General features: G+C 70.8%; 10 protein-coding genes and 1 pseudogene. 5 read left to right on the top strand and 6 right to left on the bottom strand.

The genetic code is table 11. The annotated features are described in order from the left end of the window. Nucleotides 1–91: 91 nt before the first annotated feature. On the bottom strand, nt 92–550 hold the full coding sequence (locus CW362_RS39645) for a hypothetical protein (RefSeq protein WP_103554443.1): 459 nt from the start codon (nt 548–550) through the stop codon (nt 92–94). Nucleotides 551–686: 136 nt separating this feature from the next. Between CW362_RS39645 and CW362_RS39650 the strand changes: the two are divergent. The 3 genes and pseudogenes from CW362_RS39650 to CW362_RS39660 all read left to right on the top strand — a co-directional run bounded on the left by CW362_RS39650 (nt 687) and on the right by CW362_RS39660 (nt 4,071). Continuing rightward, nucleotides 687–1,215 (top strand): annotated as a pseudogene (locus CW362_RS39650) (tetratricopeptide repeat protein). 50 nt (nt 1,216–1,265) lie between these two features. Continuing rightward, nucleotides 1,266–3,191, top strand: a complete 1,926-nt coding sequence (locus CW362_RS39655) for a hypothetical protein (protein WP_103554445.1) — start codon at nt 1,266–1,268, stop codon at nt 3,189–3,191. A 178-nt stretch (nt 3,192–3,369) separates the two neighbouring features. Beyond that, on the top strand, nt 3,370–4,071 hold the full coding sequence (locus tag CW362_RS39660) for a TetR/AcrR family transcriptional regulator (RefSeq protein WP_103554446.1): 702 nt from the start codon (nt 3,370–3,372) through the stop codon (nt 4,069–4,071). Nucleotides 4,072–4,165: 94 nt separating this feature from the next. Here CW362_RS39660 and CW362_RS39665 read toward each other — a convergent pair whose 3' ends face one another. The 3 genes from CW362_RS39665 to CW362_RS39675 form a co-directional block, all read right to left on the bottom strand. Next, nucleotides 4,166–4,528: a 5-carboxymethyl-2-hydroxymuconate Delta-isomerase gene (locus CW362_RS39665; protein WP_103554447.1), complete on the bottom strand. Its 363-nt coding sequence runs from the start codon at nt 4,526–4,528 to the stop codon at nt 4,166–4,168. A gap of 188 nt (nt 4,529–4,716) precedes the next feature. Then, on the bottom strand, nt 4,717–10,116 hold the full coding sequence (pulA, locus tag CW362_RS39670; RefSeq protein WP_103554451.1) for a pullulanase-type alpha-1,6-glucosidase: 5,400 nt from the start codon (nt 10,114–10,116) through the stop codon (nt 4,717–4,719). Nucleotides 10,117–10,260: 144 nt separating this feature from the next. Continuing rightward, complete coding sequence (locus CW362_RS39675; RefSeq protein ID WP_103554448.1) at nt 10,261–11,643, bottom strand: alpha-amylase; 1,383 nt, start codon at nt 11,641–11,643, stop codon at nt 10,261–10,263. Nucleotides 11,644–11,837: 194 nt separating this feature from the next. Between CW362_RS39675 and CW362_RS43615 the strand changes: the two genes are divergently transcribed. Then, on the top strand, nt 11,838–11,987 hold the full coding sequence (locus CW362_RS43615; RefSeq protein ID WP_162684389.1) for a hypothetical protein: 150 nt from the start codon (nt 11,838–11,840) through the stop codon (nt 11,985–11,987). A gap of 10 nt (nt 11,988–11,997) precedes the next feature. Here CW362_RS43615 and CW362_RS39680 read toward each other — a convergent pair whose 3' ends face one another. Continuing rightward, the gene (locus tag CW362_RS39680; RefSeq protein ID WP_103554449.1) at nt 11,998–13,311 is read right to left on the bottom strand and encodes an RNA-guided endonuclease InsQ/TnpB family protein; all 1,314 of its coding nucleotides are present in this window, start codon (nt 13,309–13,311) and stop codon (nt 11,998–12,000) included. A 257-nt stretch (nt 13,312–13,568) separates the two neighbouring features. On the opposite strand from CW362_RS39680, the gene CW362_RS45095 reads away from it, so the two are divergent. Next, on the top strand, nt 13,569–13,748 hold the full coding sequence (locus CW362_RS45095; RefSeq protein ID WP_240658297.1) for a carbohydrate-binding module family 20 domain-containing protein: 180 nt from the start codon (nt 13,569–13,571) through the stop codon (nt 13,746–13,748). 108 nt (nt 13,749–13,856) lie between these two features. Here CW362_RS45095 and CW362_RS39690 read toward each other — a convergent pair. Beyond that, on the bottom strand, nt 13,857–15,498 hold a 1,642-nt coding region (locus tag CW362_RS39690), incomplete at its 5' end, for a glycoside hydrolase family 13 protein (RefSeq protein ID WP_103554450.1).

Raw genomic sequence — 15,498 nt, forward strand, 5'->3', positions numbered from 1 at the left:
AGGCCGGTGGCGGGATCTCCCGCCACCGGCCTTCTCGTCCTTCCCGGCTCTTTCCGGATCGTCCTGCCCGCTCCTCCCGGAGCCCGCGCGGTCAGCCGCCGTGGTGACCGGAGTGACCGGCCCCGGTTCCACCGCTTCCTCCCGCGTGGTGCGAGGCCCCCTGCTCCAGGGTCCCGCCCAGCTTGCCGCGCAGCGTCGTGACCATCTTCTGGTCCCCGACGGCGACCCACTTGGCGCCCACGAGGTACGAGCCGCCGTAGTCCTTGGCCCCGTCGAGCCAGTCGCGCTGGCCGCGGTCGGTGGCGAAGGTCGCCAGGATGAACTTGCCGGTGCTGATCTTGCAGACGCCCTGCCGGATCTCGTCCGCGTCGGTCTGGATGCTCGGCTTGCACTTCACCTCGGCGGCCAGCTCCTCCAGACTGCCGGTCGCCGTGGGCGGGACGGTCTCCTTCACCGCCGCGCCCTTGTCGTCCGATCCGCCGCAGCCGGTCAGTGCCAGCAGCGCGGCCACGGCCGCCCCGGCCGCGAGCGTCCCGCGTGTCAACCTCATACGTTCCTCCGGTACCTGTCGGCGTCCACGCCGAGAAGAGCCCCGGCGAGGGCTCTGCCTTCGATACGGCTCCGGGCCGCCCGGCGCTCAATCCGCCCCCGTCGCGGACGGGAACCCGGTACCGCCGGGGACACGGCTGTGCGAGGGTGGCACCCGTGAACGAAGACTGGGAAGAGCGTACGGCGGCGGCCTGGGCCGGCTTCGACGACTACGAGGAGGAGCGGGCGGCGGACTTCCGGGCGGTGATCGACGCGCTGGTCGCCGAACTGCCCGCGGACAGCCCCCTCGGCCCCTTCGAGCAGGCCTGCGCCTGGGACTCGACGGGCCACTCCGACAAGGCCGTGCCCCTGTACCGCGAGGCACTGGCCCGCGGTCTGAGCGGGTACAAGGGCCGCCGGGCGAGGATCCAGCTCTCCAGTTCGCTGCGGAACATCGGACAGGCGGACGAGGGTGTCAAGCTCCTGACCCCCGAGCTGGTCGCCCCCTCGGACGAGCTGGACGACGCGGTACGGGCCTGTCTGGCACTGTGCCTCGCCGACCTCGGCCGCGAACGCGAGGGCCTGGCCCTGGTGATCGGCGCGCTGGCCCCCCACCTGCCGCGCTACCAGCGGTCCATGGCGAACTACGCGCGCCTGCTCGTGGAACCCGGCCCCGCGGCGGACTGAGTGCCCGGCGGGGCCGGTGACCATCCATCGATTCGCTCGTTCTGCTGAACGTGCAGTCACAGGATGTAGCCCCGCGCCCCGCGCCCTCCTCCGGAGCCGTCGTCGACGTCGAGCAGGCCGAGGCCGCTCTCGTCGAGCACTACCCACGGCTGGTCCGCCTCGCCTATCTGATGCTTCCGCCGGGCCTCGGCCGCAATCGGAGGGTGCTGACCGCGCACGCCCTCACCCAGCGCGCCCTGCCGCGGGGCCGGGCGGCGGGCGACGCGTCGGTGATCCCCGCCCAGCAGAGCGGCGACGGCGACGGTGACCCGGGCTACGCCTTCGTACGTCTCCAGGTGGTGCGTACGGCACTGGAGGCGGGGCTGCCGCTGAGGCGGCGGGCCTGGCCCAGACGGTCCCAGCTGCCACCGGTCCTCCCCCAGGTGTGGGGCCTGCGGCTCTTCCCGCGCTCGGGCGGCGCCGACGAACTCGCCCTGGACCAACGGCTGTCCGCGCTCTCGGGACCGGCCCGCGCCGCGTACGTGCTGCGCGGTCTGGAGAAGCTGGCCGACGCTCCGCTGCGCAGGGTGCTGACGGCCGCGGGGGTCGAGGACCCGGCCGCGGCGCTGAGGGAGGCCTCGGGCGTCGAGGCACGGGACGCGCTGCTCGACTCCCCCGGGTTCGACCCCTGCTCGTTGCAGGCCCGGCCCACCGATCTGATGCGGCGCAGGCGGCACACCAAGGCCGCGCTCGCCGCCACCGCCGCCCTGGCCGTGTGCGGCGCGCTGCTCGCGCTGCCGGGCGACGGCTGGGGCCCGGACGGCGCGGCGGCCCCCTCCTACGCGCGGAACCCGGCCGCCGAGGCCGCGCTCGACCCGGCCCGGCTGGAGCGGGTGGCGCCCACGGCCTGGAAGTCCTCCGCGCGCACCGACTTCTCCGTGTGGCCCGCGCGCGGCGGCCTCGTCGGCGACGGCGCGCTGCTGCGCCGCGCGCTCGCCGTCTGGGCCCGGCCCGGCGAGTCCGTCCAGGTCTCGGCGACACCCGGCACGCCCTCGGGCGCTCCGCCCGGCCCGCCCCAGCTGCTGTACGCGGGCGATGTCGACCAGGCGCGCGTGGTGCTCCTCTACGACGGTCTGCGCATCGCGCGCTACGCCGAGCCGAAGGACGGCACGGGCGGCGCGGCCCTCGACTTCGCCCGGGTCGACGGGGCGGGCCGCGCGGAGGCGAGCGCCGTGGTGCTGGGCCGGGCCGACGGCAACGTCCGCTATCTGACCGCGCCCTGGGTGACCGGGGCCGCCGAGCGCGACCTGCTGAAGCCCTCCGCCGGGGCGATGGACCTCGCCCTGTCCGCGGACGGCTCCACCTCCCCGCTGGCCGGACCGCCGCGGACGGGCACGTGCACGTCGTGGAACGTCCTCCAGGTCGAGGACGCCTCGGGCACCCGTCTGCTGACCGACCTCGGCGAGCTGGTCCCGGCCCGTCTCACCACGGGCCGGCCGACCGCGCCCCGGGAGGCGGCGGGAGCCCAGGGCCTGCGGGAGTGGGCGCCGTTCGCGTGCTCGCTGGGCTCCATGCGCTCGGGGGGCGTGCGGACCGTGAACACCTGGCAGTACGCGCGCCAGCCGCTGCCCGACGGGAGCGGACCGGCCGCCTGGGTGTGTACGCGTGCCGACACCTGGCGGGGCGGCGGCACCCGGGCGCTGGCCCAGTTCCGCACCCCGGGCGGGACGTACGGGGCGGTCGTCGCGAAGGCCGGGGACTCCCCGGCGTGCGGCTCCCGCGACCCGCACGTGCTGGCCGGCGTGCTGTGGAAGTCGGGTGCGGGGGCGTGGTACCTCCTCGCGGCCGGCGACAAGGACACGGCGTCGGTCGAGGCGACCGGCGGGGTGCGCGGCTCCGCGACGGGCCCCCTGCTCGTCGTGCGGGCGCGGCAGGGGGCGCGGGCCGAGCTGGAGGGAACCCTGACGAACGGCCGGGACGTCACCGGGCTGCGCTGAACACCACCGCGTGTTCCCGGCGGCGCGTTCCCGGCACGGGCCGCCGGGACGCGTCGCCGACCGCTCGACCGCGATCCACGTTTCGCGGACGAGGAGTGGGCGAACCGTGCCGGACCTGTGAACATCCGCCGCCCCGGTCGGCCCGTTCCGGTCCGGTTCCGGTCGGTAAGGTGTCCGCATGACAACCGGGGTACGCCGCAGGATGGGTGTCGAGGAACGACGGCAGCAGTTGATCGGCGTCGCCCTCGAACTGTTCAGTCGACGCTCGCCCGACGAGGTCTCCATCGACGAGATAGCCTCGGCCGCGGGCATCTCGCGGCCACTGGTGTACCACTACTTCCCGGGCAAACTCAGCCTGTACGAAGCGGCGTTGCAGCGCGCCTCCGACGACCTCGCGGGCCGCTTCGTGGAGCCTCGCGAGGGGCCGCTGGGCGCGCGGCTGCTGCGCGTGATGCGCCGGTTCTTCGACTTCGTGGACGACCACGGGCCCGGTTTCGCCGCGTTGATGCGGGGCGGCCCGGCCGTCGGTTCGTCGACCACCAACGCGCTCGTGGACGCCGTACGGCAGGCGGCCTACGTCCAGATCCTGTCGCATCTGGACGTCGAGGACCCGCCCGCCCGGCTGGAGCTGGTGGTCCGCTCCTGGATCTCGCTCGTCGAGTCGACGGCGCTGATCTGGCTGGACGGACGGCGGATCGAGCGCGGTGAGCTGGAGGTGCAGCTCGTGCACGACTTCGCGGCCCTGTCGGCCGTGGCGGCCGCCTACGACCCGGAGGTCGCCGGTCTGCTGCGCAAGGGACTTCGGGGCGAACCGGGCGACGGACCGTTCACCGACCTCGTCGTCCGGCTGCTCGCCCTCGCCGAGCCGCCGACGGCCTAGGCGGGGCGGTGCGGACGGGCCCGGGAACGGGTGGGTCGCGCTCCGCCGCCGGAGGTGCGGGCCGCTCCACCGCCGGGGCCGTGAACCGCGCGGGCTACTCCTCGAACTTCCGGTAGGACGGGTCGAGGTCGCGCACCTCGGCCGAGACGTGCAGCGTGACACCGTCGACGGGCTCGATGTGCTTGCGCAGCAGTTCCAGCGTGGCCTCGGACAGCCTCGCCCTGGTCTCGTCGCTGCGGCCCGCGAGCAGCGCGAGCGTGACGTTCACGATGGCCGGGCCCGTGTCGCCCCCCACCACGTCGCCCACGACCTCGTCCGTGGTCCGCAGGGTGCGCGTCTTGCACGCCTCCAGCCGGGCGGCGGCCGTCTCGACGACCACGGGGTGCAGCGCGAGCGCGAACGCCCGCCAGTCGACGTGGTCGAGCGCCGGGGAGAACTCGACGGTGATCTGCGGCATGGGTGCTCCTGTTCCGGGGGTCTCTCCCGGTCACCCTAACCGCCGCCCGGCGGGGCGGAAGGGGCGTGCGGGTGAACGTCCCACCCCTCGGGAACGGGAGGCGGGGACGGCTCCGGACACCCGTCGTGCTCGGGTGTTCCGGAGCCGCCCCCACCGGGTCAGGACTCCGTCACGGGTTCAGGCCGTGGTCACGGGGTCCTGGTGAACACCGCCACCGTGCGGGCCGGAACGGTGAACGCGCCCGTGTCCTTCGCGTAGGACGAGGACTTGACGACCGCGTCCGCGCCCGACGCCTGCACCGGGTGCAGCCTGTACCCGGTACCGGCGAGGGAGCCGACGGTCTGCTCCTGCTTCTCCGGGGTCGCGTTGAAGACGATCACCAGGTCGCCGAGGCGGGCGGTGATCACTCCGGGGGTCTCGTCCTTGCCCGACAGCGGGAAGGAGAGCTGCGACTGCACCTGGGCGGCCGTGGAGAGCGAGAAGACCTTCTCGCCCGTACGGATCCGCTGCAGGTCCTGGAAGGCGGCCGAGGCGCCGTCGATCTGCTCGCAGCCCACCTTGACGGAGGTCAGCAGCGGCTTGGCGAACGGCCACTTCGAGGTGTTGTCGGCGGCCATCGGCAGCCCGCGCCCGAAGCCGTTGCCGTCCTGGCAGTTCCAGTGGATCGCGTTGAACCAGTCGCCGCTGTCGAAGGAGTTGCGGTCCAGCGACTTGGAGCGCAGCAGGTCGGAGCCGGCCTGGGAGAGGGACGGACCCTGCGAGAGGGTGGCCGTCGCCATCGCCAGGACCTGCATCCGGGACCGGTCGGCGGCGCTCGTCGACGCGGGCAGCTTGTACGTCAGCGCGTCGTAGAGCGACTCGTTGTCGTGCGCGTCGGCGTAGGCGAGCGCGTCGCCGGGCGCGGCCGCGTAGCCCGCGGGCTGGCCGTTGTAGTCGACCTCGGAGCCCTTGACCTCCTTGCCCGAGGTGTCGGTGAAGCGGTAGGCCGCCAGGTCGCCGGACAGACCGACCTTGATCAGGTCCTGGTAGTGCAGCAGGCGGGCCTTCTGCTCGGCCGGGGTGCCGTTGGCGGTGGAGGAGTTGGGGTCGGTGTACAGGCCCGAGCCGAAGCCCTGGACCCCGGGGTCGGAGTCGAAGGGGCCCCCGCCGCGGACGGCGTCACGGGCGCGGTCGGAGAAGGTCGCGACGCCCGTCCCGGCCATGTTCTTCTGGGTGGCCTGGACGAAGCGGGCGTCGTCGGCGACCTCGCCGAAGTTCCAGCCCTCGCCGTACAGGATGATCTTCTTGCCGTCGACGCCGTCCTTGGCGACGGTGAGGCCGTCGAGGGCCTTCCTGACCGCGAGGATGTTGGCCTTGGGCTGGTGTCCCATGAGGTCGAAGCGGAAGCCGTCGACCTTGTACTCCTTGGCCCAGGTGACGATCGAGTCGACGACCAGCTTGCCCATCATGGCGTTCTCGGTCGCCGTGTTGGAGCAGCAGGTGGAGTTGGCGACGCTGCCGTCGGCGAGGAGCCGCTGGTAGTAGCCGGGGACGACCTTGTCGAGGACGCTGGTGTCGGCCTGGCCGCTGGCCGCGGTGTGGTTGTAGACCACGTCCATGACGACCCTGAGGCCGTCCTCGTTCAGCGACTTGACCATCTTGCGGAACTCGACCGTGCGGCCGGTGCCCTCGGGGTCGGTGGCGTAGGAGCCCTCGGGGACCGTGTAGTGGTACGGGTCGTATCCCCAGTTGTAGGCGTCCTTGGCGGCGGTCTTCGCCACGCACTCCTGCTGCTTCTCGGAGTCGGCGGCGTAGGAGGGCAGGTCGCAGTCGGTGCTCTGCCGGTCCGCCTTCTTCTCGGGGATGGTGGCGATGTCGAACGCGGGCAGCAGGTGCACGTACGAGGTGCCGGACTTGGCCAGTGCCTTCAGGTGCTTGGAGCCGTCGCTGTTCTTGTCGGTGAAGGCGAGGTAGGTGCCCTGGTCCTTCGCGGGGACGGTCTTGTCCGCCACCGAGAAGTCACGGATGTGCAGTTCCTGGATCTGCGCGTCCCGCAGCGGCACGGCCTTGGGCTTCTTGAGCGCCGACCAGCCGGACGGGGCGAGGGACTTGGCGCCGAGGTCGACGACCAGGCTCCGCTTGGAGTCGGTGGTCAGGGCGAGGGAGTACGGATCGGTGACCTTGTTGGTGACGACCTTCCGGACGGTGGGGGCCCACACCTTCACGACGTAGCGGTAGGGCTTGCCCGTCCAGGACTTCTTGCCGGTGACGGACCAGACGCCGGTGGCGGGGTCGCGCTTCATCGCGACGGTGGACCCGTCGAGGTCGAGCGCGACCGACTGGGCGGTGGGGGCCCACACCGAGAGGGTGGGGACACCGTCGTGGAAGACCGGCCCGAGGTGCGCCTTCGTCGCGGGATACAGGGCGTCGAGGGCGCCGGCGATCTGCACGCCGGTCGCCGCGAGCACGGCGCCGTTCGCGGCCCGCTGCGAGGCGACGAGCTGGCCGCCGAGCGCGGAGCGCACCCGGTCGCGGTCGCGCGGGTCGACGGTCCAGGCGGTGTACGCCTTCAGGTGGGGGAACTTCGCCTTCTGGGCGTCGGTGAGGGTGGTCTTCTCCAGCCGCAGCCAGCGCTCGTCGTCGCTGGTCAGCCCGCCGTCCTTGACGGCGATCGAGCCGTCGCGGGAGGAGAGGAGCTGGGTGGAGACGGCGGCGTCGGAGCCGTTCCAGGCGACGGTGTAGCGGTCGATCCAGATCGCCTTGGAGGTGGTCAGGTCGAGCGCGGCCGCGCTGCCCTTGGGCTGCGGCAGCAGGTACTTCTCCTGGCCGCCGAGCAGCCACACCTCGTGGCCGTTCGCCGTGAGGTCCAGCGACTGGTCGGTGGGCAGGTCCTTGTCGTCGCCCTTGTGGAGGATGTAGCTGAGGCTGCCGGCGCCCTCGGCGAGCGGCACCTCGAAGACGGCGCCGTAGGCGTCGGTGCGCACCGGCTCCAGGGGCTTCGTCCAGTCCGTGGGCGTCGCGGCCCCGGTCCAGGTGTGCAGGCCCCAGCCGGTGTAGTCGCCGTCGGCGCGGTGGTAGTGGATGACGGCCTTGGTCTTGTCCTGGGCGGGCAGGTCGGGCTGCTCGGTGAGGACGGTGTCCTTGCCCTGCTCGACCCAGACCTCGCCGGTCTTGGTGACGTCGATGGTGCGGTCGCTCGCGACGTCCTTGTTGCCGTCCTTGTCGATGACGAGGAAGCCGACGCTCGAGGCTCCGGGCTTCAGCTTCACGTAGGCGAAGGCGCCGTAGGCGTCCCGGCCGATGAAGTCGTGACCGGCCGGCCAGGGGGTGGACTCGCCGTCGGCGATGTCGCCCCAGGCGTACAGGCGCCAGTCGGTGTAGTCGCCGTCGGCGCGCTTGTAGTGGACGACCGCGTAGTCGCGCGAGGAGGCCGTCGGGACCTCCGCGGCGGGCGCGCTGCCGGTGGTGGACTCCGCAGTGGCGCTCGCGGTGCGTCCGGCCGAGTCGACGACGACGGCCTTGTAGCGCAGGGCGGTTCCGGCCGGTACGTCCTTGCCGATGGCCTGCGTGACCTTGTACGGGGCGTGGTCGGCGGAGCCGAGGGTGCGCCACTTGCCGTTGCCCGTCTGGGCGGCGAAGACGACCCGGTCGAGCTGTCCGCCGGTGACGTCCGCCGAGAGTTCGACGGTGCCGGTGGCGCCCGCGGCGGGGGCCTTCAGCGTCAGCGTGGGCTTGGTCGCGGGGGCGGCGAGCTTGCCCGCGGCCTTGAGGACGATCGCCGAACCGGCCGGGACGGTGACGGTGACCTTCTTGTCGCCGTCGCTCTTCACCGAGGCCGACGTTCCGTACACGGCCCGGAAGGTCATGTCCGCCGAGCCGGTCGCGAACGTGGCCGACTTCGCCTCGTCGGCGTTGTTCACGGCGACCACGTACTCGGTGCCGGTCTTCGCGTCCGTGCGGGAGAAGGCGTACACGCCCGCGCCGTCCGCGGCGTAGCGCTCCGTCTGGACGCCGTCGGCGAGGGCCGGGTTGTCCTTGCGGAGCTTGGACAGGGTGCTGATGGTCCTGTAGAGCGGCGCCTTCGTGTCGTACGCGTCGCTCGCGGCCGTGCGGTCGGTGCCGATCTCGTCGTCGTCGAGGTAGTCCGCGATCTTGGAGGCGAACATCGGCTGACGGGCGTCCTTGTCGCCGCCGGAGCCGGTGAAGCCCTGCTCGTCGCCGTAGTAGACGACGGGGTTGCCGCGGCCGAGGAACATCAGCTCGTTGGCGAGCTTGTCCTTCTTCAGCAGCTCGGCGTCGGTCGCCTTGGGGTTGTCCTGGTCCAGGAAGTACCCGATGCGGCCCATGTCGTGGTTGCCGAGGAAGGTGACCTGCTCGTAGGCGTTGGCCTTGTCGGTCGTGTACTTGTAGTCGTCCGCGAACAGGGAGGCGAGCTTCTGCGCGCTGCCGCCCTGGGAGGCGTAGGAGCGGGCCGCGTCCTGGAACGGGAAGTCGAGCGTGGCGTCGAGCCGGCCCTGGGTGACGTAGGGCGAGGTGATCGAGGTGTCGGCGGAGTAGACCTCGCCGAACATGAAGAAGTTCTTGCGTCCGTGCTGGGCCGCGTACGCGTCGAGGGCGGTCGCCCACTGCGTCCAGAACTCCATGTTCACGTGCTTGACGGTGTCGATGCGGAAGCCGTCGATGCCGAAGTCACGGACCCAGCGCTCGTAGATCTTCTCCATGCCGCTGACGACCTCGGGACGCTCGGTCCACAGGTCGTCGAGGCCGGAGAAGTCGCCGTAGGTGGTGGACTCGCCGGCGTAGGTGGAGTCACCGCGGTTGGTGTACATGGTCGTGTCGTTGAGCCACGACGGGACCTTGACGTCCTTCTTCGCGGCCGGAACGGTCGGCGTGCGGGGGAAGGAGTCGGCGTCCACCGACGGGAAGCCCTTGGTGCCGTCCGCGTAGTCCGCGTCGTCGAAGGGCCGGCCGTCCTTGGTCAGGTACGGGAAGGCGCCCTTGGAGAGGTAGCTGTAGGACTTCTCCTTGTAGTCGACGACGTCGGCGGTGTGGTTGGTGATGACGTCGAAGAAGACCTTCATGCCCTTGGCGTGGGCCTTGGAGATCAGGGTCTCCAGGTCCTTGTTGGTGCCGAAGTGCGGGTCGACCTTGGTGAAGTCGGTGATCCAGTAGCCGTGGTAGGCGGCCGAGGCGTCCTTGCCGGTGCCCTGGACGGGCTGGTTCTTGAAGATCGGCGCCATCCAGATGGCGGTGGTGCCGAGGCCCTTGATGTAGTCGAGCCGCTTCGTCAGGCCCTTGAGGTCACCGCCCTGGTAGAAGCCCTTGTCGGTGGGGTCGTAGCCCGTCGACAGCCGGGAGCCGGTCAGTCCGCCCTTGTCGTTGGACGTGTCGCCATTGGCGAAACGATCCGGCATGACGAAGTAGAACTGGTCACGGGTGGAGTCGTGCCGGGACGGCTCGGCGGCGAGCTTCGCGTCCGACGGCGGTGCGGGCGGGGTCTGGGCCCGCGCCACAAGGGGTTGCGCAAGCGATACGGCCAGTGCGGCGGCGAGGACGGCTGCACGCAGCCTGGGGCGGCTGGAGCGGCTCGCCGGCCCTCTCGGTATCAGGTCCACAGTCGTGAACTCCTAGCGATTACGGCGTACTCGGGTCCGACCCCGCGCAGCGTTTCGGCCACGATGCCGAACGCCCGCGTGACCGTATCGCTCACGCAAGGTTTACAGCAAGAGTCTTGCAACGTGCGGAAAGGGTTTTCAGCAGCTGGACTTGCCCGCGTAGATCGCGAGTGCCGTGTTGGCGCCCAGCGTCGCCGTGAACTGGCCCGAGCTGTTCACCGTGATGCTCGTGTTGTTCTGGACGTTGCAGTACGTTCCCGCGGCGAGGGAGGTGCTGTACGTCCGGCTCAGCGACGAGGACTCGTGGTTGATGGCCACGAAGCCCTTGCTGCCCCGGCCGAAGGCGATGGCGTCGTTACCGTTGTCCCACCAGTTGGAAAGCGCTTGCCCCCGGGTGGCGTTGCGGAAGGCGACCATCGACTTGATCTCCGGCCAGGCGTGCTGACACTTCCAGCCGTCCTGCCAGCAGGCGTTGACAGTACCGCCGTTGGGCGGTCCGGCGTCCGCGTTCGACCACTCGTAGCCGGAATTGATGTCGGGGGCGCCGTAGGGGTACGCGAGCATGAAGACGTTGGCGAGGGTGTAGTTCGCCCCGTCCTTGTAGTTGAGCGTCGAGCCGTTGCGCTCGGTGTCGTGGTTGTCGACGAAGACGGCCGCGACCGAGTTGCTCATGTAGCCCCAGCCCTCGCCGTAGTTCTTCAGGTAGGCGAGGTTCTCGTTGTTGAAGACCCGCTTGAGGTCGTAGGCGTAGCGGAACTCCTGGACGTCGCCGTTGCCGGTGTACTCGGTGGGCTGGACGGCCTCGCCGGCGCCGTAGATGGCCTCCTGCTTCCAGTAGACGGACGGGTTGCTCAGCCGGGACTTGATGTTGGCGAGGTCGGCGGCTGGCATGTGTTTGGCCGCGTCGATCCGGAAGCCGTCGACGCCGTAGCCGAGCAGGGTGTTCATGTAGCCGGCGATGGCCGACCGGACGTAGTCCTCGCCGGTGTCCAGGTCGGCGAGGCCGACGAGTTCACAGTTCTGGACGTTGGCGCGGTTGGTGTAGTCGCTGATTGTCGAGGTGCAGTTGTCCATGTCGGCGGACGAGTAGAGCCCCGGGTAGTTGTACTTCGTGTACGAAGATCCTCCCGTGCCGGTGCCGGAACCGGCGGCCATGTGGTTGATGACCGTGTCCGCCACGACCTTCACACCGGCCGCGTGGCAGGTGCTGATCATGTTCTTGAAGGCGGTGGCGTCGCCGAGCCGGCCGGCGATCTTGTAACTCACGGGCTGGTACGAGGTCCACCACTGCGAGCCCTGTATGTGCTCGGCGGGCGGGGACACCTGGACGTAGCCGTAACCGGCGGGGCCCAGCGTGTTGGTGCATTCCTTGGCGACCGAGTCGAATTTCCACTCGAACATGACGGCGGTGACGTCCTTGGTGCCGGGCGGCGAGGCCGCCGCCGTACCGGGGGGAACGGCCACCGTGACCGCCAGGCCCGCCACGAGGGCGAACGAGGCCGCAAGCTTCTTACGTGCCATGTGTGTACTCCTGCACTACGTCGTGCGGGTGGGGGGATCGGAACGTACCGCTTGCAATCATGTTTCAGCAAGATGTCGTAAGAACTTTCAACTTCCTTATTGACGCGCCCTCTTGGGCGGTCCCACGCTCCACATGGGTCAGCTCCGCACCCCCGCGGCCGCGCCGACCCGTCCGGAGAGGAGCCGCATCCCCGATGGCTTTACGACGAAGAAGGATCCTCCGCCTGCTGGCGACCGCCGCCCTGGCGCTCGGCGGACTGGCCGCACTGCCCGCCCGGCAGGCCGCGGCGGTCACGGACACCGGCGTCCCCAACGGTGATGTGATCGCCAACCTGTGGGATTGACATCCTCCCCCTACTTGCTACTTGAAAAGAGGGGGATTCCAACCCGGCCGGGTTGGGGTTCACGGGTGTTCGAGCGGCCGGTGGCCGTTGTCACCCCTCCGGCACCGGCTGTTCGCCGGGGGCGGGGGATCCCGCCCTGTCCTGCCGCGACATTGTTCGCTGCGTTGGTGTCGGCGTTGCAGGTGAAGCCGCAGGAGGAGCAGACGAACTCGGCTTGGCTCTTGCGCGAGTTCTTGTCGATCCAACCGCAAACACTGCAACGCAGACTGGTGTAGGGGGCAGGGACGTCCTCGACCCGTCCGGGGGCCTTGTGCCCGGTGCGCTGCCGGAGCAGGCCCCAGCCCTGGGCCAGGATCACCCGGTTCAGCCCGGCCTTCTGCGCGACCTTCCTGCCGGGCTCTGCCACGGTGCCCCTGGCCGAGCGGGTCATGTTCTTGATGCTCAGTTTCTCGAACCGCACCAGGTCGTAGCCGCGGGCGAGCATCGTGCTGGTCTTCTCGCACCAGTCCCTGCGCCGGTCCGCCTCACGGGCCCTGAGCCTGGCCGCCCTCGCGTACTCGGTGCTCTTGCGCTCGCTGCCCTTGGGTGCGCGGGCGGCCCGGCGCTGGTGCTTGCGGATCCGGGCACGTTCCCTGACGGTCAGCTGCGGGCAGTTCAGGTTCCGCCCGTCGGAGAGGGCGGCGGTGATTTTCACGCCCCGGTCGATGCCGATGACCTCGCCCGTGCCGGGCCCCTCGACCGGCACAGGGACGACCGCGAAGGCGATGTGCCACCGGCCGTTGCGGAAGGTGACACGGAACGTCTTCGCCTTCGGCAGTTGGGAGCCCTTGCCGTTGCGGCTGAGCCGGAAGCGGACCCAGCCGCAGCCGGGCACCTTCACCCGCGCCCACCTGCGGTTGAGTTTCTGCACCACCACGGACCGGCCCATGACCTGCTTTCCGGTCTTCGCGTTCAGCTTCGGTGAGCCGTCCGCCTCGAACTCCGGGACGCGGTCGGTGCCGATGACGCGGAAGCCCTCGTGCACGTGCTTCCGGCGCCAGGTCGGCTCCCCGAACCCGGAGGCGAAGCGGGCGTTCTTGGCCTGGGCGAAGTCCTTCAGGGCCTGCTGCTGAACGTCCGCGTTGCCCGCACGCAGCCATGCGTTGTCGCGCCGGGCCTCGGTGAGCTGGCGGCACTGCTCGGCAAAACCGGGCGCCGTCCCACGGCCCCGGTACCAGTGCGCGTGCTGCTCGACGGCCAGGTTCCACACGTACCGGGCGTGCGCGCAGTGGCCGAGCATCACGCCCGCCTGCTCGCCCGTCGGGTACATCCGAAACCGTGCCATGACCGCGAACCTAGCCAACACGTTCCCCAGCCGCCCACATCATCGACCGACACCACCCGCGCGAGTGAACAATCCGGCCACCAGCCAGTCGGCCACCGTCGACTCCGAGTTGCCACACCTGCTCGAGGTCCGCCTCATCACCGTCTCTCCCGAGACGCCGAACCACCCTGCCGCCAATTCGGCTTCCCTCGACCCGCTCCGCGGGAGCGGACATTCATCCCGGCCCCGAAGGACCGAGCACCCTGTCCGCCGAGTCGTTGAAGCAGGCCGACTACTCGGTCGGGCAGACGGACGTCTCAGTACTGGCGAACAGCACGATCGCGTACAAGTACATCAAGAAGGACGCGTCGGGCGCGGTGACCTGGGAATCCGGTGACAACCGCTCGTACACGACCGGCTCGGGCACCGGGTACTCCGTGAGCGACACCTGGAAATAGGGGCTCAGGGAACAAAAAAGGCCCGCGCGGAAGCGGAGCTCCGGTGGTCAGGACCGGAGGACCGCTTCCGCGCGGGTCGTCTCACGCGCGGGTCAGGTCACGCGTGGGTCAGACGGCCCACCACACGGTGGTGTCGGCGGGCAGCTTCGCCTGGCCGTCCTGCGACACGGTCACCTCGCCGCTGGCGACGAGCACCCGGCCGTACGCGGGGACGGTCACGGCCTTGGAGCCGGTGTTCGCGGTGCACACGAAGTCGCCGCGGCGGAAGGCGAGGACGCCCTCCGGAGCGGTCAGCCAGGTGACGGAGTCGCCCGCGCCGAGGTCGGCGCGCTCGCGCCGGACGGCCAGCGCGTCGCGGTACAGCTCCAGGGTGGAACCGGCCACACCGGTCTGCGCCTCGACGCTCAGCTCGGCCCACTCGGCCGGCTGCGGCAGCCAGCTGCCCCCGTCGCCGAAGCCGTAGGACGAGCCGGCGCGGGTCCACGGGATCGGCACCCGGCAGCCGTCGCGGAAGCCGTCCTGTCCGGCACCCCGGAAGTAGGCCGGGTCCTGGCGCACCTCGTCCGGCAGGTCGACGACGTCGGGCAGGCCGAGCTCCTCGCCCTGGTACACGTAGGCGGAGCCGGGCAGGGCCAGCATCAGCAGGCTCGCCGCGCGGGCGCGACGCAGACCGAGCTCCCGGTCGCCCGCGGTGCGGATCTGGGTGCCGAGGCCGGCCTCGTTGGCGAACCGGGTGGCGTGCCGGGTCACGTCGTGGTTGGACAGCACCCAGGTGGAGGGGGCGCCGACCGGGCGCATCGCGTCGAGCGTGCGGTCGATCACCGCGCGCAGCTCCTCCGCGTCCCAGTGGGAGCCCAGGTACTGGAAGTTGAAGGCCTGGTGCAGCTCGTCGGGACGCACGTAGTTCGCGGTGCGCTCGACGGTGGGCGTCCACGCCTCGGCGACGAAGATGCGCTCGCCGGAGTACTCGTCGAGGATCGTGCGCCACTGCCGGTAGATCTCGTGCACGCCGTCCTGGTCGAAGAACGGCATGACATCGTTGCCCAGCAGTTTGAGCTGGTCGCGGTCGCCGAGGTCCGGCAGGCCCTCCGCCTTGACCATGCCGTGCGCGACGTCGATGCGGAACCCGTCGACGCCCATGTCCAGCCAGAACCGCAGGATCGAGCGGAACTCGTCGCCGACGGCCGGGTGCTCCCAGTTGAAGTCGGGCTGCTCGGGCGCGAAGAGGTGCAGGTACCACTCGCCGGCGGTGCCGTCGGGCTCGGTGACCCGGGTCCAGGCCGGGCCGCCGAAGATGGACTCCCAGTCGTTGGGGGGCAGCTCGCCGTTCTCGCCCTTGCCGGGACGGAAGTGGTAGCGGTCGCGCAGCGAGGAGCCGGGGCCCTCGCGCAGCGCGCGCTTGAACCACTCGTGCTGGTCGGAGGAGTGGTTGGGCACGAGGTCGACGATGATCCGCAGCCCGAGACCGTGGGCGTCGCGGATCAGGGCGTCGGCGTCCAGCAGGTTGCCGAACATGGGGTCGACGGCCCGGTAGTCCGCCACGTCGTAGCCGGCGTCGGCCTGCGGCGAGGCGTAGAAGGGGCTGAGCCACACGGCGTCCACGCCGAGGTCGCGCAGGTACGGGAGTCGGGAGCGTACGCCCTCCAGGTCGCCCATGCCGTCGCCGTTGCTGTCGGCGAAGCTGCGCGGATAGACCTGGTAGATCACCGCGTCGCGCCACCAGTCGCGATGCGCGGCGACTGTGGCGAGA

Source organism: Streptomyces populi (assembly GCF_002911015.1).
Classification (GTDB): domain Bacteria; phylum Actinomycetota; class Actinomycetes; order Streptomycetales; family Streptomycetaceae; genus Streptomyces; species Streptomyces populi.

Coding starts and splice junctions, on each gene's coding strand:
- CW362_RS39645 (WP_103554443.1), bottom strand. CDS start 550: ATGAGGTTGACACGCGGGACGCTCGCGGCCGGGGCGGCCGTGGCCGCG.
- CW362_RS39660 (WP_103554446.1), top strand. CDS start 3,370: ATGACAACCGGGGTACGCCGCAGGATGGGTGTCGAGGAACGACGGCAG.
- CW362_RS39665 (WP_103554447.1), bottom strand. CDS start 4,528: ATGCCGCAGATCACCGTCGAGTTCTCCCCGGCGCTCGACCACGTCGAC.
- CW362_RS39675 (WP_103554448.1), bottom strand. CDS start 11,643: ATGGCACGTAAGAAGCTTGCGGCCTCGTTCGCCCTCGTGGCGGGCCTG.
- CW362_RS43615 (WP_162684389.1), top strand. CDS start 11,838: ATGGCTTTACGACGAAGAAGGATCCTCCGCCTGCTGGCGACCGCCGCC.
- CW362_RS39680 (WP_103554449.1), bottom strand. CDS start 13,311: ATGGCACGGTTTCGGATGTACCCGACGGGCGAGCAGGCGGGCGTGATG.